This is a genomic window from Kitasatospora sp. NBC_01302, assembly GCF_035976515.1.
Lineage (GTDB): Bacteria > Actinomycetota > Actinomycetes > Streptomycetales > Streptomycetaceae > Kitasatospora.
In genome coordinates, this window is record NZ_CP108404.1 from 5,457,670 (window position 1) to 5,475,509 (window position 17,840).

Annotated in this window: 14 protein-coding genes and 1 tRNA gene; 9 read left to right on the plus strand and 6 right to left on the minus strand. The window is 72.9% G+C overall.

The genetic code is table 11. The features are described 5' to 3' along the window. Window positions 1-202 precede the first annotated feature (202 nt). Window positions 203-2,782, minus strand: coding sequence for an ABC transporter permease (locus OG294_RS23755; protein WP_327068557.1), 2,580 nt, complete (start codon window positions 2,780-2,782; stop codon window positions 203-205). A gap of 52 nt (window positions 2,783-2,834) precedes the next feature. Further along, entirely contained in the window at window positions 2,835-3,605 is a 771-nt protein-coding gene (locus OG294_RS23760; protein ID WP_327068558.1) for an ABC transporter ATP-binding protein, read from the minus strand. A 316-nt stretch (window positions 3,606-3,921) separates the two neighbouring features. On the opposite strand from OG294_RS23760, the gene OG294_RS23765 reads away from it, so the two are divergent. The 3 genes from OG294_RS23765 (at window position 3,922) to OG294_RS23775 (ending at window position 5,484) form a co-directional block, all read left to right on the plus strand. After that, a tRNA-Leu gene (locus OG294_RS23765) sits at window positions 3,922-4,006 on the plus strand. Window positions 4,007-4,175: 169 nt separating this feature from the next. Further along, window positions 4,176-5,000 (plus strand): Bax inhibitor-1/YccA family protein, encoded by an 825-nt coding sequence (locus tag OG294_RS23770; RefSeq protein WP_327068559.1) that lies wholly within the window; start codon window positions 4,176-4,178, stop codon window positions 4,998-5,000. 103 nt (window positions 5,001-5,103) lie between these two features. After that, a complete protein-coding gene (locus OG294_RS23775; RefSeq protein WP_327068560.1) occupies window positions 5,104-5,484 on the plus strand; it encodes a hypothetical protein in 381 nt (126 codons plus the stop codon). A 55-nt stretch (window positions 5,485-5,539) separates the two neighbouring features. Here OG294_RS23775 and OG294_RS23780 read toward each other — a convergent pair whose 3' ends face one another. The 3 genes from OG294_RS23780 to OG294_RS23790 form a co-directional block, all read right to left on the minus strand. Continuing rightward, window positions 5,540-6,526: a hypothetical protein gene (locus OG294_RS23780; RefSeq protein ID WP_327068561.1), complete on the minus strand. Its 987-nt coding sequence runs from the start codon at window positions 6,524-6,526 to the stop codon at window positions 5,540-5,542. A gap of 284 nt (window positions 6,527-6,810) precedes the next feature. Beyond that, the gene (locus tag OG294_RS23785; protein WP_327068562.1) at window positions 6,811-8,031 is read right to left on the minus strand and encodes an acetyl-CoA C-acetyltransferase; all 1,221 of its coding nucleotides are present in this window, start codon (window positions 8,029-8,031) and stop codon (window positions 6,811-6,813) included. Window positions 8,032-8,073: 42 nt separating this feature from the next. Then, window positions 8,074-9,153, minus strand: coding sequence for an SGNH/GDSL hydrolase family protein (locus OG294_RS23790; RefSeq protein ID WP_327068563.1), 1,080 nt, complete (start codon window positions 9,151-9,153; stop codon window positions 8,074-8,076). A 205-nt stretch (window positions 9,154-9,358) separates the two neighbouring features. Here OG294_RS23790 and OG294_RS23795 point away from each other — a divergent pair, with 205 nt between their 5' ends. The 5 genes from OG294_RS23795 to OG294_RS23815 all read left to right on the plus strand — a co-directional run bounded on the left by OG294_RS23795 (window position 9,359) and on the right by OG294_RS23815 (window position 15,747). After that, a complete protein-coding gene (locus OG294_RS23795) occupies window positions 9,359-10,756 on the plus strand; it encodes a cystathionine beta-synthase (protein ID WP_327068564.1) in 1,398 nt (465 codons plus the stop codon). A gap of 619 nt (window positions 10,757-11,375) precedes the next feature. Next, window positions 11,376-11,708, plus strand: coding sequence for a hypothetical protein (locus tag OG294_RS23800; RefSeq protein ID WP_327068565.1), 333 nt, complete (start codon window positions 11,376-11,378; stop codon window positions 11,706-11,708). Between the two features lie 272 nt (window positions 11,709-11,980). Further along, window positions 11,981-13,156: a L,D-transpeptidase gene (locus OG294_RS23805; protein ID WP_442789357.1), complete on the plus strand. Its 1,176-nt coding sequence runs from the start codon at window positions 11,981-11,983 to the stop codon at window positions 13,154-13,156. A gap of 60 nt (window positions 13,157-13,216) precedes the next feature. Beyond that, the gene (locus OG294_RS23810; RefSeq protein WP_327068567.1) at window positions 13,217-14,152 is read left to right on the plus strand and encodes a helix-turn-helix domain-containing protein; all 936 of its coding nucleotides are present in this window, start codon (window positions 13,217-13,219) and stop codon (window positions 14,150-14,152) included. A 122-nt stretch (window positions 14,153-14,274) separates the two neighbouring features. Further along, window positions 14,275-15,747, plus strand: a complete 1,473-nt coding sequence (locus OG294_RS23815; RefSeq protein ID WP_327068568.1) for a phytoene desaturase family protein — start codon at window positions 14,275-14,277, stop codon at window positions 15,745-15,747. Between the two features lie 22 nt (window positions 15,748-15,769). Here OG294_RS23815 and msrA read toward each other — a convergent pair whose 3' ends face one another. After that, entirely contained in the window at window positions 15,770-16,435 is a 666-nt protein-coding gene (gene msrA, locus OG294_RS23820) for a peptide-methionine (S)-S-oxide reductase MsrA (protein ID WP_327068569.1), read from the minus strand. Between the two features lie 113 nt (window positions 16,436-16,548). On the opposite strand from msrA, the gene OG294_RS23825 reads away from it, so the two are divergent. Then, complete coding sequence (locus tag OG294_RS23825) at window positions 16,549-17,703, plus strand: cystathionine gamma-synthase (RefSeq protein ID WP_327068571.1); 1,155 nt, start codon at window positions 16,549-16,551, stop codon at window positions 17,701-17,703. Window positions 17,704-17,840: the final 137 nt, after the last annotated feature.

The window sequence follows — 17,840 nt, forward strand, 5'->3', positions numbered from 1 at the left end:
CGCCCGGCAGTGTCGCCGGACCACGACCTCCGTGGTGCTCAGCCGGCCGTGCGACCGGGCGGAGTACGAACAAGCAGGACCAGCGGTACCAGCAGGATCTGCAGGACACGAGAAGGCCCCGGCCGGTGGAGAGGACCACCGGCCGGGGCCTTCTTGCCGTTCACCGCTGGGGGCCGGTCCGGCGGACCGGCCCCCAGCCGGGTCAGGCCGCCTTGATGCTGTCCAGGATGTCGAGCTTGGCCGCCCGCCGGGAGGGCCAGATCGCGGCCACCAGGCCCACCAGCCCGGCCAGCGCCAGGAAGACCAGCAGCTTGCCGTAGGGCAGCACGGTGGTCAGGCCGGAGAGGTCGTCCTTCAGCGTGCCGGCCACCGCCCAGGCCAGGAAGCAGCCCAGGCCCAGGCCCAGCACCGCGCCGAAGAGCGAGATCACCACCGACTCCAGCTGGACCATCCGCTTGACCGCCGGACGGTTCAGCCCGATCGCCCGCAGCATCCCGATCTCGCGCTTGCGCTCGAAGACCGACATCGCCATGGTGTTCACCACGCCCAGCACGGCCACCAGGACCGACATGGCCAGCAGTCCGTAGAGCATGTTCAGCGCGAAGGTGATGACCGAGTTCAGCTCGTTGCGCATGTCCTGCTGGCTCTGCACCTGGATCAGCGGGTTGTTCCCGCCGGCGGACACCAGCGCCTGCTCCAGCGTGCTGTTCTCGCCGTGCGCCCCCTTCACCAGCACCTGGTTGTAGGTGGGCCGGACGCCGTGGGCGGACAGGACCGCGTTGCTGATCATGGCCGACGAGTTGATCAGCGGGTTGGTGGTGTAGATCCCGCCGACCGTGAGGGTGCCGGTGCCGGTGCCGGTGCCGCTGTCCGGGAACGCGGCGGGCAGGGTGCTCCCCACGGCCAGGTGCCGGCTCTTGGCCGTGTTCGCGTCGACCAGCAGCTGACCCTGGCCCAGCGCGGCGAAGGAACCGCTCTGCATGGTCAGCGTGAGCAGTTGCGGCACCTGGGCCGGGTCGACGCCGGTGACCGACTGGTCCTGGCCGTCGAGGTTGAGGTAGGTGTCGTTCACCGGGGAGGAGGCCGCGACGCCCGGGGTCCTGGCAACCTGCTCGGCGATGGCCTGCGAGACGTGCAGGCCGTTGGACATCTGCACCGTGTAGTCGGCCTTCAGCGAGCTGCTGATCTCCTTGTCCAGCCACCCGTTCATCGAGGCGGCCAGCACGGTCAGCGCGCTGACCAGGGTCAGGCCGATGGTGAGCGCCGAGGCGGTGGCGGCGGTGCGGCGCGGGTTGCGCACCGCGTTCTGCCGGGCCAGCTTGCCGGAGACGCCGAACAGCTTGCCCAGGGCCGGGCCGATCAGCGCGATCAGCGGGCGGGAGAGCAGCGGGGTCAGGATGAAGGTCCCGATCAGCGTGGCCACCGCGCCGCCGGCCACGATCCACTTGCCGCTGGTGCCGGCCGAGGCGCCCCACAGGATCAGCGCCAGGCCGCCGCCGGTGATCACGCCGCCGATGCTGTTGCGCACCGCCAGCCCCTTCTGGGTGGCCGGCTGGTCGCCGCTGGCCATCGCGGCCACCGGAGCGATCCGGGAGGCGCGGCGGGCCGGCAGCAGCGCCGAGACCACCGTGACCAGCACACCGACCACCAGTGCGGTGAGCACCGTGGTGGGGGAGATCACCAGCGGGCCCGAGGGGGTGGTGCCGCTGCCCAGGTGGCCGATCAGCGACTGCATCCCCGCGCCGATGCCGATGCCCGCGAGCAGGCCCGCCACCGAGGAGAACGCACCGATCAGCAGCGCCTCCAGCAGCACCGAGCGGGTGACCTGCTTGCGGCTGGCGCCGATCGCGCGCAGCAGCGCCAGCTCCCGGGTGCGCTGGGCGACCAGCATGGAGAAGGTGTTGGCGATGATGAAGATGCCGACGAAGAGCGAGATGCCGGCGAAGGCCAGCAGCATGGTGCGCACGCTGGACATCTGCTTGTCGACCTGGGTGCGCTGGTCGGCCTGCAGCTGGGCGGCGGTCTCGGCGGTGACCGAGTTGCTGTGCGGCAGCACCGGCAGGACCTGGTCCAGCAGCGCCTCCTGGCTGGTGCCGGGCTTGGCGGTGACCGATATCTCGGAGAACTGGCCCGGCGTCAGCAGCAGGCGCTGGGCGGTGGCGGTGTCGAAGAGCACCAGCGGGTCGCCGGACTCCACGTTGGGGTCGTTGGTGGTGAAGATGCCGGTCAGCGTGGTGTCCATGGCCGGGCCGTTGGTGGCCACCCGCACGGTGTCGCCGATCCGGTAGCCGGCCTTGTCGGCGCTCTGCTGGTCCAGCGCGATCTCACCGGACTTCTGCGGGCCCCGGCCCTGCGCCATCGGGTAGCGGCTGTCGGCACCGCTGCTGTTCGGCACGTAGTTGGCGCCGTAGGAGCCCAGGCCCTGACCCAGCGCCTTGCCGTGCTTGTCGGCGACGGCGGCGAAGTTCTCGGCCGTGCCGCGCACCTGGGCCGCGCCCGGCAGCGCGGCGAGCCGGTCGACGGTGGCCGCGGTCAGCTGCGGGCCGGTGGCCGCGCTCTTGCCGGTGCCGCTGTCGCCGGCGGTGGACTGCGAGGCGCGGTCGGTGACCTGGACGGAGAGGTCGGAGTAGCTCTTCGAGTAGCTGTTGCTCAGGGCCGAACCGAAGGTGTCGGAGAAGACCATGGTGCCGGCCACGAAGGCGGTGCCGAGCAGCACGGCGAGCGCCGTCATCAGCAGCCGGCCCTTGTGGGCCAGCACATTGCGCAGTGCGGTGCGATACATGGGGAGTCCAGGGGTCAGATGTGCGGGCGCGGGGACGGGGGTGCCGAGGGGCTCAGCTGGTCCGGCCCTTGGCCTCGAAGCGGCGCATCCGGTCCAGCACGGTGTCCGCGGTGGGTGCGGTCAGCTCGTCCACGATCCGGCCGTCGGCCAGGAAGACGACCCGGTCCGCGTAGCTGGCCGCGACCGGGTCGTGGGTCACCATCACCACGGTCTGGCCCAGTTCGCGCACCGAGTTGCGCAGGAAGGCGAGGATCTCGGCGCCGGAGCGCGAGTCCAGGTTGCCGGTGGGCTCGTCGGCGAAGATGATGTCCGGCTTGCCGGCCAGGGCGCGGGCGCAGGCCACGCGCTGCTGCTGGCCGCCGGAGAGCTGGCTGGGCCGGTGCGACAGGCGACCGGACAGGCCCACCGTCTCCACCACCGCGTCCAGCCAGGCCTTGTCCACCTTGCGCCCCGCGATGTCCATCGGCAGCGTGATGTTCTCCAGCGCGGTCAGGGTCGGCAGCAGGTTGAACGCCTGGAAGACGAAGCCGATCTTGTCCCGGCGCAGCTGCGTCAGCTGCTTGTCCTTCAGCCCGACCAGCTCGACGTCGCCGATGGTGGCGGACCCGGAGGTGACCGCGTCCAGCCCGGCCATGCAGTGCATCAGGGTCGACTTGCCGGAGCCGGAGGGCCCCATGATCGCGGTGAACTCACCCTGCCGGAACTCGATGTCCACGTTCTCCAGCGCGACCACCCGGGTCTCGCCGGAGCCGTAGACCTTGTTCAGGCCGGTCGCCCGGGCAGCGGCCCGGTCGGTGCGGACGGCGGCTGCGGTCGTGGTCACGGGGCACTCCTGGGGGTCGGCCGTCGGGCGACGGCGGTTCACTCGGGGATACCTCCATGCTCCAGTGGACTTTGGGCCGTTTGGTCGCCCCGATGGAGGGTTACGGGCTGACCGCGAGGTTGACCCGGGACCGCCGATCTCCTCCTGCGGTATGACACGACCCCTGATGGCCGATTTCAGTGCCTCGGGTGGCCGGATCGCAGACTGTTCGTCAGATGGCAAGGAAACATGACAACTTCCATGGCTGGGAACATGCGCGAGAGGGATCGGGACGACTAGGCTCAGGGGTAGCCCACACACGGGCCCAGTGGTCCCCGCCCGGATGGTGGAACGCAGACACGGGCAGCTTAAAACTGCTTGGCCGCGAGGCCGTGCCGGTTCGAGTCCGGCTCCGGGCACCACCCGCAGGACGACCAGGATCAGCCAGGAATACCGCACCCCCAGGCCGGCTCACCGACCTGGGGGTTCTTCGTGCCGTCCGGGAACGCTTTCGCGGATCATGCCGTTTCCTTTACCAACGCATTACCATTGGCCCGGCGGGTGGCGACGTGCCGCCCTGGGAGGAAGAGCATGAGAAGCAGCAACCCGGTCTTCTCGCGGGAGGGATCGTTCAGCCGCGGCACCGGATACGCCGGGTTCGGCGGCGCCCGGCACGACACGGGGCGGTACGACCAGCCGCTCACGGCCGAGCACTTGGAGGAGCTGTACGCCGCGCCGGCCGCCGGGCCGCGCGCCACCGGCCGGATGACCATCGACGACGTGGTCGTCAGTACCGCGCTCACCCTGCTCACGGTGGTGGCGGCGGGCGCGGTGGCCTGGTTCGCGCTGCCGGAGGCGAGCTTCCGGATCGCGGGGGCGGCCGCGCTGGGGGCCCTCGTGGTCGGGCTGGTGGTCAGCTTCCGACGCAGCGTCAGTCCGGTCCTGGTGCTGCTCTATGCGGCGCTGGAGGGCTTCTTCCTGGGCGCCCTGACGAAGGTCCTCGACACGCTCCTGCCGGGCATCGCCCTCCAGGCGGTGCTCGGCACGGCCGCTGTCTTCGCGGGCATGCTGATCGCCTACCGGACGGGCCGGATCAAGGTCACCGAGCGGTACACCCGGGTCGGCCTGGCGATCGCCCTCGGGTTCGTGCTGCTGATGCTGGTGAACCTGGTGGCCTCGCTGTTCGGCGCCTCGCTGGGCCTGAACTCCGGTCCGCTCGGGATCGTGGTCGGCCTGGTCGGCATCTGCCTCGGCGCGTTCTTCCTGTCGCTGGACTTCGCGGCGGTGGAGCAGGCGATCCGCGGCGGTGCGCCGCGGCAGGAGTCCTGGCGGGCGGCCTTCGGGCTGACCCTGTCGCTGGTCTGGATCTACCTGGAGATGCTGCGGCTGATCGCCATCCTGCGCGGCGACGACTGACCGACCGCCGGTCGGGCCGCGTGCCACCGGGCCCCGCTCCGCGACGCGGAGCGGGGCCCCGGGCGGGTCCGGGGCGGTGCGGGCGGGGGGCTAGGCTCCCGGCATGGGTGAAGAGGCGCTGGCCGAGTTCGTGGAGTCCGTCGAGCGGCTGGCGGACCGGTTCCGTGCGATGCCGCAGAGCAGGCTGCTCGGTGCGGTACCCGGTCACGCCTCGCGCGCGGCTGCCGCGCTGGCGCTGGCACAGCAGTTGGCGGATGCGGCGCAACGGCTGGAGGAGGGGCCGCGGGCCGCGGCCCGGACCGTGCCGGACGCGGGCGTCTTCGCGGTCGGCGACCAGCTCGCGGTGGCCGGCCACGACCTGGTCACCGCGCTGGTCACGCCCTCGCCGTTCCCGGCGGCACTCGACGCCCCGGGGCCCGACGCCGGCGAGGTGCTGGCCCGGGCGGCTGCGGCGGTCGCCGAGGTCGGCGCGCTCTGCGGCTGACGCCGTCAGCCCCTGGGCCACCGGGCCGCCGGCGGGGGAAGTGTCCGACGGTGCGTCAGATGCTGGCCACCACACGGTCGGCCAGTACGTAGACGGCCTCCTCGTCGGTGGAGAAGGTCAGCGAGTACGAGCCGGAGAACCGCGAGCCGCCGAGCAGCCGGACGTCCTCGCCGGCCCGGACCGCGTCGATCAGCCGGTAGGCGGCCTCCCGGTCACCGGGGGCCACGCAGAGCGTGGTGCCGTCGGCGAAGGCGTAGACGTCCAGCGTGCCGAGCGGGCCGGGGCGCACGTCGGTCAGCGCGACCCGCTCCTCGGCGAGCGCGGTCAGCCGGGTGTCGGTCCACTCGCGGGACGGGGCCTGGCTGGGCACGAAGTCGGGGTGCGAGGGGTGGCGGCGCGGGTCGGGGGCGGCGGCGGGCTCGGCCCCGGCGGCCGGGTCCGGGTCGAGCAGGCCCGCCTCCAGGCCGGTGGCCAGCAGGTCGGCCTCGCGCGCGGCCCGGGCGTCGTTGCCCTCGCCGTTCGGCGCGCCCTGGCCGGGGTGGCTGCCCGGGTGACCGGCGGGGTGGCCGCCCGGGGTGCCGGGCGCGGCCAGCGAGCCGCTGTCGCTGATCATGTCCTCCAGCGCCGAGCGCAGCGCCTCGCCGAAGGCCGGGTCCATGGTGCCCGCGTTGTCCACCGCATCCTCGGGGCCGGTGGGCTGGGGGAAGAAGATCGGCCAGGTCTCCACCGGGCCCAGGCCGCTCAGACCGCTCAGGCCGTGCCCCAACTCGCCCGGCGCGCCCGCGAAGGGGGTGTCCAGCAGCGGGTCGTCCTCGGCCGCCCGGGCCTCCTGCTCGGCCCAGAACGCCCGGGCCTCGGCGATCTCCCGCTCCCGGTCGGCGGCCAGCGCGTCGGCGACGGCGCGGCGTATCGCGTCCTCGTCCACGGGGGCGGGCGCGGTGAGCCGGGCGGCGGTCAGCCGGCGCAGGGCGCGCAGCTGGAGCAGGACGGCCGACGAGACGACGATCAGGATCAGCAGCAGGGTGACATAGACGGCGCTCACGGAACGTACTCCTCGCGGGGAGTGGAACAGGGGAACGTCTCCACACTGCCGTATGGGTGGGTGGTGCTGCAGTGGAAGATGTCCGAAATGTCCGTGACGTTGGTCATTGTCCAAAAATTCAAGGGCGTGCTGGTGTACGCTGCGCAGTTGCACGACTGCGGGGGGTCGAAGTCGATGGCCGGAACAACGAGTTGAGGGCCAGATCGGACCCCGCGGGGTGATCTGGCCCTCAATTACGCTCTGTTATGCCAAACGAGTGGCGAGCCGGGTGGGTCCGCTGCGTCTCAGCTCAGCCGCTCGATCACCATGGCCATGCCCTGCCCGCCGCCCACGCACATCGTCTCCAGGCCGAACTGCTTGTCGTGCCACTGCAGGGAGTTGATCAGCGTGGTGGTGATCCGGGCGCCGGTCATGCCGAAGGGGTGGCCGACCGCGATCGCACCGCCGTTGACGTTCAGCTTGTCCAGGTCGATGCCCAAGTCCCGGTAGGAGGGGATGACCTGGGCCGCGAAGGCCTCGTTGATCTCCACCAGGTCGATGTCGTCGATGGTCAGGCCGGCCCGCTTGAGCGCCTGCCGGGAGGCCTCGACCGGGCCGTAGCCCATGATCTCGGGGGACAGCGCCGAGACGCCGGTCGACACGACCCGGGCCAGCGGCGTGATGCCCAGCTCGCGCGCCTTGGTGTCGGACATCACGACCAGTGCCGCGGCGCCGTCGTTCAGCGGGCAGCAGTTGCCCGCGGTGACCGTGCCGTCGGGGCGGAAGACCGGCTTGAGGCCCTGGACGCCCTCCAGCGTGACCCCGGCGCGCGGGCCGTCGTCGGCCGAGACCACGGTGCCGTCCGGCGTGGTGACCGGGGTGATCTCGCGCTGCCAGAAGCCGGCCTTGAGCGCGGCCTCGGCCAGGTTCTGCGAGCGCACCCCGAACGCGTCCTGGTCGGCGCGGGTGATGCCCTTGAGCGCGGCCAGGTTCTCGGCGGTCTGGCCCATCGCGATGTAGGCGTCCGGCAGCAGGCCGTCCTCCCGCGGGTCGTGCCACTCGCCGCCGCCCTCCTCGGCGCGCTTGGCGGTGCGGGCCACCGCATCGGCGAAGACCGGGTTCTGGGTGTTCGGCATCCCGTCCGAGGTGCCGTTGATCGAGCGCGAGACGGTCTCCACGCCGGCCGAGACGAAGATGTCGCCCTCGCCCGCCTTGATCGCGTGCAGCGCCATCCGTGTGGTCTGCAGCGAGGAGGAGCAGTACCGGGTGATGGTGGTGCCGGGCAGGTAGTCCATGCCCATCTGGACCGCGACGATCCGGGCCAGGTTGTGGCCCTGCTCGCCGCCGGGCAGGCCGCAGCCGAGCATCAGGTCGTCGATCTGGCGCGGGTCCAGCTCCGGGACCTTGGCCAGTGCGGCGGCGATGATCTGCGCCGTCAGGTCGTCCGGGCGGACGTCCTTGAGCGAGCCCTTGAAGGCGCGGCCGATCGGCGAACGGGCGGCGCTGACGATGACGGCTTCGGGCATGACGGCTCCTGGGTGCGTGTCCGGCTGCTATGGAGAGGAAAGTTACTCCCAAGTAGCGCGTACGTCATCTGTGCCCGGGTGTGAACTGGCCGACTCGCCGTCGTCCGTCGCCGCGGCGACCGGCGAGGGCTGCGGCAGGGCCAGCCGCAGCCGGTGCTTGACCAGCGCCCAGCGGCTGCCGCCGGCCCCGGCCGAGGCGCCGGCCACCTCGGTGCCCGAGCGCCCGGCCGCCGTCGCCGCGGCCACCGCCATCGGCAGCACCGCCTCCCGGCGGGTGGCCGGCTCCTCCTCGGCGGCCTGCGGCCAGAGGTCGAGCGCGGCGCACAGCGAGGGCAGCACCGCCATCGCGGCCGTCGCGTAGCCCTGGGCGGAGGGGTGGAAGCGGTCGGAGGCGAACATCTCGGGGCGCGCGGCGAACTCGGGCCCGAGCAGCGAGCCGAGCGAGACGGTGCGCCCGCCGGCCTCCACCACCGCGATGGTCTGCGCCGCCGCCAGCTGCCGGCTCACCCGCCGGGCCAGCCAGCGCAGCGGCGGCCGGACCGGCTTGATGGTGCCCAGATCCGGGCAGGTGCCGACCACCACCTCGCAGCCGAGCATCCGCAGGTCCCGCACCGCCTCGCCGAGCTGGCGCACCGCCTGGGCGGCCGGGGTGTGCCGGGTCACGTCGTTGGCCCCGATGATGATCACCGCGACCTCGGGGCGGGCCGCCATCGCGAGCCGCACCTGGCGCGCCAGGTCGTCGGAACGGGCACCGGAGACCGCGACGTTGACCAGCCTGACCCGCCGCTCGGCCACCGCCGCCAGTCCGGTGGCCAGCAGGGCCCCCGGCGTCTCCCGGCTGCGCCGCACCCCCAGGCCCACCGCGGTGGAGTCGCCGAGGAAGGCGAGCACCAGCGGCTCCTGCTCGGCGCTGCTCTGGTCGGCCAGGCCGTCCCCGTAGACGCCGTCGGCCCGCGGCGGGTCGCCCTCCAGCAGGCCGACCGCGCGCACCGCGAGCCGGCTCTCGGTGATCAGCAACCCGGCCAGCCCGGCGCCCAGCAGGCCCAGCCCGCCGCCGCCGTACGCCGCGGCCGTGGCGATCCGGCGGGCGACCCGCACCCTCGACTGCTGCGCCCCTGGCATCCGGCTACCCCCTTCGCGTCCGTCCGGTCACCCGCGGTGTCCGGGGCCGGTCCGACCGGCCTGCGACCCCGCACCAGGTACAGCGCGCGCGGCCACTGCGTCCATACCCCTCGATGGGTTCGCGCTATCGGGCGGAGTCGACCATCTGGAGCCATAGGCTTGGATCACCGAAGAACGGCCATGGCCACAGACCGGGAGGATCCCCGTGCGGTACCACAATTCGATCATCGAGCTGGTCGGAAACACCCCTCTGGTGAAGCTGACCAAGGTCACCGAGGGCATCTCGGCCACCGTGCTGGCCAAGGTCGAGTACTTCAACCCGGGCGGTTCGGTCAAGGACCGGATCGCGATGCGGATGATCGAGGCGGCCGAGGCCTCGGGCGCGCTCAAGCCCGGCGGCACCATCGTCGAGCCCACCAGCGGCAACACCGGCGTGGGGCTGGCGATCGTGGCCCAGCAGAAGGGCTACAAGTGCATCTTCGTCTGTCCGGACAAGGTGTCCACTGACAAGATCAACACGCTTCGGGCCTACGGCGCCGAGGTCGTGGTCTGCCCGACCGCGGTGGCCCCCGAGCACCCCGACTCGTACTACAACGTCTCCGACCGCCTGGTCCGGGAGACCCCGAACGCCTGGAAGCCGGACCAGTACTCCAACCCGGACAACCCGGCCTCGCACTACCACTCCACCGGCCCGGAGCTGTGGGAGCAGACCGAGGGGAAGATCACCCACTTCGTCGCGGGCGTGGGCACCGGCGGCACCATCTCCGGCACCGGGCGCTACCTGAAGGACGCCTCGGACGGCACGGTGAAGGTGATCGGCGCCGACCCGGAGGGCTCGGTCTACTCCGGCGGCACCGGCCGTCCGTACCTGGTCGAGGGCGTCGGCGAGGACTTCTGGCCCACCGCCTACGACCGCACGGTGGCGGACGAGATCGTCGCCGTCTCGGACAAGGACTCCTTCCAGATGACCCGCCGCCTGGCCAAGGAGGAGGGCCTGCTGGTCGGCGGCTCCTGCGGGATGGCCGTGGTGGCCGCGCTGGAGGTCGCCAAGCGGCTCGGCCCCGACGACGTGGTCGTGGTGCTGCTGCCGGACGGCGGCCGCGGCTACCTGTCCAAGATCTTCAACGACGACTGGATGGCGGACTACGGCTTCCTGCCCACCGCCGAGGACGAGCACACCATCGGTGAGGTGCTGGCCCGCAAGGACGGCATCGAGCACGAGGGCATCCCGCAGTTCGTCCACATGCACCCGGCCGAGACGGTCGGCGAGGCCGTGCAGGTGCTGCGCGACTTCGGCGTCTCGCAGATGCCGGTGGTCTCGCCCGGCGCCGGGCACCCGGACATCATGGCCGGCGAGGTGATCGGTTCGGTGGCCGAGCGCGACCTGCTGGCGGCGCTGTTCAGCGGCGGCGCGCAGCTCACCGACCGGCTGGAGCAGCACATGTCGAAGCCGCTGCCGGTGGTCGGCTCGGGCGAGTCGGTGACCGGTCTGATGAGCGTGCTGGAGGCCAACGACGCCGCCGTGGTGCTGGTGGACGGCAAGCCGCAGGGCATCGTGACCCGCCAGGACCTGCTCGCCTTCATGGCCCGCACCGCGCACTGATCCTGTCGCGGGCCCGGGCCGCGCCGCCGGTACCGCACCGGCGGTGCCGTGCCGCTGGTGCTCCTTCGGCCGGGTGTGACGCCGGTTTACCTGATGGTTCGTTTTCGGACCATCTGGTACACCGGCGTCATCTGCGTGCAGCACCCGGTTAACAACGGTCCGGCATCGTAGTGCGCACGGCAGAACGCCGAGCGTGATGGCAGGCGGTGTCCGGGAGCGGCTCCCCGGGCACGGCGGCCATCGGACACACGACACCGGCCTGACCCGGTGCACTGTGTCTCCCTCCCGGCCCGCTCGCGGGTGGAGGGGCCCCACGTGGGGGCCGCCGTCGTCCCGCCCCTGCCGCTGGTTCGCGCCGGCCTGCAGGGTGTGGCGGCTCCCACGGCACCTCGCGCCCTCGGTGGCGCGGCTCCGCGGCTCCCGGGTGGGGGAGCAGGGCGGAGCGACCGGCAGGGCCGGTCCCGGGTTCACCGGGACCGGCCCTCGCCGCGTTCCGGCGTTGCGGTGTTCGTTCCCGGCGTTCCGGCGTTGCGGTGTTCCGACGGGCCGTTGGCGGGCGCCGGTGGTCGTCGGTGGGTGCCGTTGGGTCAACGGCACCGTTCTCGCCTACGCTCGGCCCATGACCAGCACCGAAGAGACCAGTGTCGAAGAGTCCGACGCCCCCCGCTATGTCCGCCTCAGCATCGAGCTGATCGCCGAGATCACCGACGAGGGCGCCCTCAAGGCCGCCGCGCTCGGCCAGGTCGAGGCCGACGAGTACCTCGACGACGAGGAGCGCGCCCAGTCCGTCGAGGCGATCGAGCTGGACCCCTCGGGTTCGCTCGCCCACTTCATCGACCCCGTCGCGCTGCTCGGCGACGTGCCCGGGGTGGAACTCACGCAGGCCACCTGGGAGTCCGCGCAGGTCGCGTACGACCCGGAGGAGGACAGCTACGAGTTCGAGGTGGAGTAACTCCCCTCGCGGCGTTGCGCATACCGTCCAGCGGCGGCCAAACGGCCGGTCAGTTGGGCGGTATGTCCATTTTTGGCGCAATCTCTCGCCATCTCATACGATCTGAACCTCTTCGGCGGAACCGATACGCCCTGGATCGAGTCGTTATATCCGATATGTGGGTCGGCAGCAGGGAGACGGTCGTGGCACAGGAGCAGCGGGAGCGTGGCACGGACGGTGGGACCTGGAGCCGGCGCGGGGTGCTCGCCGGGCTGCTCGGCGCGCCGGTCCTGATGGTCGCCGCCTGCAGCACAGGCCGCGGCGGCGGCCCGTCCGTCGTCAGTTCGTCCGGGGCCGGCAGCTCGCCCGGCGCCGCCGGCCCCACCCCGAAGACCTCGGCCGCCGTGATCACCGTCTCGCCCGCCGACGGCACCCCCAACGCCGCCTTCGGCAAGCCGGTCACCGTGACCGTGGCCGACGGCACGCTCGACTCGGTCAAGGTCGCCGACGCCACCGGACGGGAGCTGGCCGGGCAGCTCGCGGCCGACGGGCAGAGCTGGACCAGCACCGACCCGCTCGGCAGCGGCACCCGGTACACGGTGGCGGCCGTCGCGACCGACCGCGCCAAGCTGCAGGCGGACGCCAACACCTCGTTCAGCACCGCCACCCCCGCCAACACCTTCGTGGGCCACTTCACCCCGGAGAACGGCTCCACCGTCGGCGTCGGGATGCCGGTCTCGATCACCTTCAACAAGCCGGTCACCGACCGCAAGGCCGTCCAGCAGGCGATCACCGTGACCGCCGAGCCCGGCGTGGAGATCGTCGGCCACTGGTACTCCAGCACCCGGCTCGACTTCCGCCCGCAGCAGTACTGGGCCAAGGGCACCAAGGTCACCCTCAAGCTGCGGCTCAAGGACGTCCAGGGCGCCCCCGGCGTCTACGGGACCCAGTCCAAGGACGTGGGCTTCACCGTCGGCCGGGCCCAGACCTCGGTGGCCGACCTCGCGGCCGGCACCCTCACGGTGACCACCGACGGCCAGGTCAGCGCCGTCTACAAGGTGATCGGCGGCTCGCCCCAGCACCGCACCTGGGCGGGCCGGATGGTCATCTCGGAGCGGTTCGACCAGACCAAGATGGACTCCGCCACGGTCGGCCTCGGCGACGAGTACAACATCCCCGACGTGCCGCACGCCCAGCGGCTGACCACCTCGGGCACCTTCATCCACGGCAACTACTGGTCGGCGCCCTCGGCCTTCGGCAGGAGCAACACCAGCCACGGCTGCATCGCGCTGCGCGACGTCAAGGGCGCGGGCGACCCGGGCACCGACGGCGCGAAGTTCTACCGCAGCTCGATGGCGGGCGACGTGGTGGAGGTGGTCAACTCCGGTGACCGCACGGTGGATCCGGGCAACGGCCTGAGCGACTGGAACCTCTCCTGGGCCGACTGGAAGGCCGGCAGCGCGCTCTGATCCGGGCGGGGCGCTCCTAGGCTTGAGTCTCCAGTGACGGGAGACCCCAAGGTGGTGGCCATGGACGACGACACCCTGCACACGATCGGGGAACTGGCCCGGCTGACCGGCCTTTCGGTCAAGACCATCCGGTTCTGGTCCGACACGGGCGTGGTGCCGCCGACCGACCGCACCCCCGCCGGCTACCGGCGCTACGGACCCGACGCGCTGGCCCGCCTGGACCTGGTGCGCACGCTGCGCGAACTCGGCGTCGACCTCGCCACCATCCAGCAGGTGCTGGCCCGCGAGGTCACCGTCGCCGAGGTCGCGCAGGCGCACGCCGAGGCCCTGGACGTGCAGATCCGCACGCTGCGGCTGCGTCGCTCCGTGCTGCGCGCGGTGGCCCGGCGGGGGGCCACACCCGAGGAGATGGAACTGATGCACAAGCTCGCCAAGCTCACCGACCGGGAACGCCGCCGCCTGATCAACGACTTCATCGACGAGGCCTTCGAAGGGCTCGACGTGGGGCCCGAGTTCGTGGCCAAGATGCGCGCCGCGATGCCCGAGCTGCCGGACGACCCGACCCCCGCGCAGACCGACGCCTGGGTCGAGCTGGCCGAACTGGTCCAGGACCCGGCGTTCCGGGCCGGGGTCCGCAAGGCGGCTGCCCACCAGGCCCAGGACCGGGCGCTGGGCACCAAGGAGGACGTGGCCGCCAACCGGGCGCTGGTGGACCTCGTGCTCAGCCGGGCCGGCGCGGCGCTGGCGGCCGGGATCAGCCCGGGCGCGGCCGTCGCCGGGCCGGTGCTCGACGAACTGGCCGGGGCCTTCGCCGAGTTCTTCGAGCGCCCGGACGGACCGGAGTTCCGGGCCTGGCTGCTGGAGCGGATGGAGAACGGCAACGACCCGCGCTACGAGCGGTACTGGCAGCTGATCGGGCAGATCAACGGCTGGCCCGCGCAGCCCGCCCTCGGCCCGGCCTTCGGCTGGCTGACCGAGGCGCTGCGGGCCGGCTGAGCTGATCGGCTGAGCCGCGGGCCGGCTGAGCCGAGCGGCTGAGCCGCGGGGTGGCCGGTCCGCGGTCGGCCACCCCGCGAACTCTCCGCTGCGGCAAGCGGGTCGGGTCCTATGATCGACGCATGCGCACAGGCGGCAGGACCGGCAGCGGTGGTGCGCCCGACGCCGTGGTCATCGGCACGGGCCCGAACGGGCTGGCCGCCGGTGTCACGCTGGCCCGGGCCGGGCTGCGGGTGGAGCTGTACGAGGCGGCCGGGACCATCGGCGGCGGCCTGCGCAGTCTGCCGCTGTTCGACTCGCAGGTGCTGCACGACATCTGCGCCGCCGTCCACCCGATGGGCGCCGCCTCGCCCTTCTTCCGCGCCTTCGACCTGGCCGCGCACGGCGTCGAGCTGCTGCGGGCACCGGTGGCCTACGGGCATCCGCTGCCCACCGGGCCCGCCGCGCTGGCCTGGCACGACCTGGACGCCACGGTGGCCGGGCTGGGGGCGGACGGCCCGGCCTGGCGCCGGCTGATGGCGCCGCTGGTCGAGCACAGCACCGAGGTCGTCCGGCTCTTCCTCTCCGACCTGCGAACCCCGCCCACCGACCTGGCCACCCCGCTGCTGCTGGCCGAGCGGATCCTGCGGCACGGCACGGTGCTGGCCCGCCACCAGTTCCGCACCGAGCAGGCGGCCGCGCTGCTGGCGGGCGTCGCCGCGCACGGCGTGGGGCGGCTGCCCTCGCCGGCCGCCGGTGCCATCGCGGTGCTGCTCGGCCACCTCGCCCACAGCAGCGGCTGGCCACTGGCCCGAGGCGGCTCGCAGGCGATCGCCCGGGCGCTGGCCGACGACATCACCGCGCACGGCGGGGTGATCCACACCGGCACTCCGGTCACCGACCTGCGGGAGCTGCCGCGGGCCAAGGCGGTGCTCGCCGACGTCGCGCCCAAGGGCCTGCTCGCACTGGCCGGCCCGCGGCTGCCGGCCGGCTACGCCCGGCAGCTGGCCCGCTACCGCTACGGGCCGGCCGCCGCCAAGGTCGACTACCTGGTCGACGGGGCCGTCCCGTGGGCCGACGCGGGGCTGCGCCAGGCCGGCACCGTGCACCTCGGCGGCACCCGGGCCCAGCTTTACGCGGGTGAGACCCTGACCGCGCGCGGGCAGCTGTCGCCCAGCCCGTTCGTGCTGGTGGTCGACCCCGCCGTGACCGACCCCGGCCGGGCGCACGGCGGCCGGCGCCCGGTCTGGGCCTACGCGCACGTCCCGCACGGCGACCCGGTGGACCGCCACGAGCTGGTGACCTCGGCCATCGAGCGCCATGCCCCGGGCTTCCGGGACACCGTGCTGGCCCACCGCACGGTCACCGGCGCGCAGTGGGAGGCGTACAACCCCAACTACGTCGGCGGCGACATCGGCGCGGGCGCGATCAGCCTGCGCCAGAGCCTCTTCCGCCCCGCCGTGCGCTGGAACCCCTACCGCACCCCGCTGCCCGGCCTCTACCTCTGCTCCGCCGCCACCCCGCCCGGCCCGGCCGTCCACGGCATGTCCGGCCACCTGGCGGCGCGTGCGGCCCTGCGGCGCGAGTTCGGCATCCGCCTGGCCGACCTGCCCTGAGCCGGCCGGGGCCCGGCCGGGGTCAGCCGTCCGTCTTCGCGACGCCGATCGGGCAGCTGGCGCCGGTGCCGCCGAGGCCGCAGTAGCCGCCCGGGTTCTTGGCGTCGGAGAGGTACTGCTGGTGGTAGGGCTCGGCGGGGTAGAAGGGGCCGGCGGGGGCGATCTCGGTGGTGACGGGGCCCAGGCCGAGGCGGGTGAGGGCGGGCTGGAAGGCGTCCCGGGTGGCCTGGGCGGTGGCCAGCTGGGCGGGGGAGTGGGTGTAGACGGCGGAGCGGTACTGGGTGCCGACGTCGTTGCCCTGGCGGTTGCCCTGGGTCGGGTCGTGGGCCTCCCAGAAGGTCTTGAGCAGTGTCTCGTAGGAGATCAGCGCGGGATCGAAGACCACCCGGACGGCTTCGGTGTGGCCGGTCAGGCCGCTGCACACCTCCTCGTACGTCGGGTTGGGCGTGTGGCCGCCCTGGTAGCCGACCAGGGTGGTCCAGACGCCGGGCAGGCGCCAGAACGTCCGTTCCGCACCCCAGAAGCAGCCGAGACCGAAGTCGGCGACCTCGAGACCGGGCGGGTAGGGGCCGATCAGCGGGTGGCCGAGCACGGTGTGCGGCTCGGCCAGGGTGAAGGCGGGCGCCGGACGCCCGGGCAGGGCCTGGTCGGCGGTGACGAGCGCGGTCTTGTGGCGGTTGAACAGCATGTCCGGTGAACGCCCGGGCGGGGCCGGGGATTCCGCCGCCGCGGCCGGGTCCGGTCGGCCGGGGAGGACCGAGCGCGCGCCCGGGCCGTCCGGGTGCCACTACGCTCGGTCGTATGACTGAGCACCAGCACCCTCAGGGCTTCGAGACCCTCGCCATCCACGCGGGTCAGGAAGCCGATCCCCTCACCGGGGCGGTCGTCCCTCCCATCTACCAGGTGTCGACCTACAAGCAGGACGGCGTCGGCGGCCTGCGCGGCGGTTACGAGTACAGCCGGTCGGCGAACCCGACCCGTACGGCGCTGGAGGAGTGCCTGGCGGCGCTGGAGGGCGGGCAGCGCGGGCTGGCCTTCGCCTCCGGCCTGGCCGCCGAGGACACCCTGCTGCGCACCGTGCTCGCCCCCGGCGACCACATCGTGATCCCCAACGACGCCTACGGCGGCACCTTCCGGCTCTTCGCCAAGGTGCTGACCCGCTGGGGCGTGGACTTCTCGGTGGCCGACACCCAGCACCCCGAGAAGGTCCGCGAGGCACTGAAGCCGAACACCAAGGCGGTCTGGGTGGAGACGCCCAGCAACCCGCTGCTCGGCGTGACCGACATCGCCGCCGTCGCGCAGATCGCGCACGCGGCCGGCGCGCTGCTCGTGGTGGACAACACCTTCGCCAGCCCGTACCTCCAGCAGCCGCTGGCGCTGGGCGCGGACGTGGTGGTGCACTCCACCACCAAGTACATGGGCGGGCACTCCGACGTGGTCGGCGGCGCGCTGGTGGCGGCGGACGCCGAGCTCGGCGAGCAGCTGGCCTACCACCAGAACGCGATGGGCGCGGTGGCCGGGCCGTTCGACTCCTGGCTGGTGCTGCGCGGGATCAAGACCCTGGGCGTGCGGATGGACCGGCACTGCGCCAACGCCGAGCAGATCGTGGCGCTGCTGGCCCGGCACCCGAAGGTCACCCAGATCTTCTACCCGGGGCTGGCCTCGCACGCCAACCACGAGGTGGCGGCCAAGCAGATGAAGGCCTTCGGCGGCATGGTCTCGTTCCGGATCGAGGGCGGCGAGCAGGCGGCCGTGGAGGTCTGCAACCGGGCCCGGCTGTTCACCCTCGGTGAGTCGCTGGGCGGCGTGGAGTCGCTGATCGAGCACCCCGGGCGGATGACGCACGCCTCGGTGGCCGGCTCGCTGCTGGAGGTCCCGGCCGACCTGGTGCGGCTGTCGGTGGGCATCGAGTCCGCCGACGACCTGGTCGCCGACCTGGCGCACGCGCTGGGCTGAGCCTTCCGGCCTGCGTCCAGGCCGAGTTGGGGCGCGGTGAGGGCGCTCCGGTCCGTCGGGACCGGGGCGCTCTCGGCGTCTCCGGGTGGCCGGGCGGGGGCGTGCGGGACAGAGTGGACCTGTACTGCGCCCGCTCC

Coding starts and splice junctions, on each gene's coding strand:
- OG294_RS23755 (WP_327068557.1), bottom strand. CDS start 2,782: ATGTATCGCACCGCACTGCGCAATGTGCTGGCCCACAAGGGCCGGCTG.
- OG294_RS23770 (WP_327068559.1), top strand. CDS start 4,176: ATGAGAAGCAGCAACCCGGTCTTCTCGCGGGAGGGATCGTTCAGCCGC.
- OG294_RS23775 (WP_327068560.1), top strand. CDS start 5,104: ATGGGTGAAGAGGCGCTGGCCGAGTTCGTGGAGTCCGTCGAGCGGCTG.
- OG294_RS23785 (WP_327068562.1), bottom strand. CDS start 8,031: ATGCCCGAAGCCGTCATCGTCAGCGCCGCCCGTTCGCCGATCGGCCGC.
- OG294_RS23790 (WP_327068563.1), bottom strand. CDS start 9,153: ATGCCAGGGGCGCAGCAGTCGAGGGTGCGGGTCGCCCGCCGGATCGCC.
- OG294_RS23800 (WP_327068565.1), top strand. CDS start 11,376: ATGACCAGCACCGAAGAGACCAGTGTCGAAGAGTCCGACGCCCCCCGC.
- OG294_RS23805 (WP_442789357.1), top strand. CDS start 11,981: ATGGTCGCCGCCTGCAGCACAGGCCGCGGCGGCGGCCCGTCCGTCGTC.
- OG294_RS23810 (WP_327068567.1), top strand. CDS start 13,217: ATGGACGACGACACCCTGCACACGATCGGGGAACTGGCCCGGCTGACC.
- OG294_RS23815 (WP_327068568.1), top strand. CDS start 14,275: ATGCGCACAGGCGGCAGGACCGGCAGCGGTGGTGCGCCCGACGCCGTG.
- msrA (WP_327068569.1), bottom strand. CDS start 16,435: ATGCTGTTCAACCGCCACAAGACCGCGCTCGTCACCGCCGACCAGGCC.
- OG294_RS23825 (WP_327068571.1), top strand. CDS start 16,549: ATGACTGAGCACCAGCACCCTCAGGGCTTCGAGACCCTCGCCATCCAC.